A 314-nucleotide genomic window follows, 5' to 3' on the forward strand; every position below is an offset into this window, starting at 1 on the left:
GCGGTATTCGGTGACCGCGCCCAGCGGATCCTGCTCGGCGATCAGCCGGCCCTGATCGTCATAAACCTTGAGGTGCTCACCGCCATCGGCCTCGACCTTGCGCACCAGCCGTGCGCTGTCGTCGTGGACGTAGGTTTCTTCGCTGCCATCGACATAGTGCACCGCGACGCTGCCGTCATCGGCCCAGACGTAACGCGTGTCCATCTGCGCGAACGACGCCCAGTGCCGCACGCAGCGCGCCGACTTGCCCGAGCGTTCCCACTCCCAGAAAAAGCTCGCGCCGCCGGTCAGTTGCCGCTGCAGGATGACGTGCA

1 protein-coding gene is annotated in these 314 nt (G+C 65.9%); it reads right to left on the reverse strand.

Annotation, left to right across the window (positions count from 1 at the left end):
- Positions 1–314: hypothetical protein (locus ACM6I7_RS19110; RefSeq protein WP_414889044.1), on the reverse strand; the 314-nt coding region annotated here is incomplete at both ends.

Source organism: Pseudomonas sp. IT-93MI4 (genome assembly GCF_949767635.1).
In the GTDB taxonomy this organism is placed as follows: domain Bacteria; phylum Pseudomonadota; class Gammaproteobacteria; order Pseudomonadales; family Pseudomonadaceae; genus Aquipseudomonas; species Aquipseudomonas putida_A.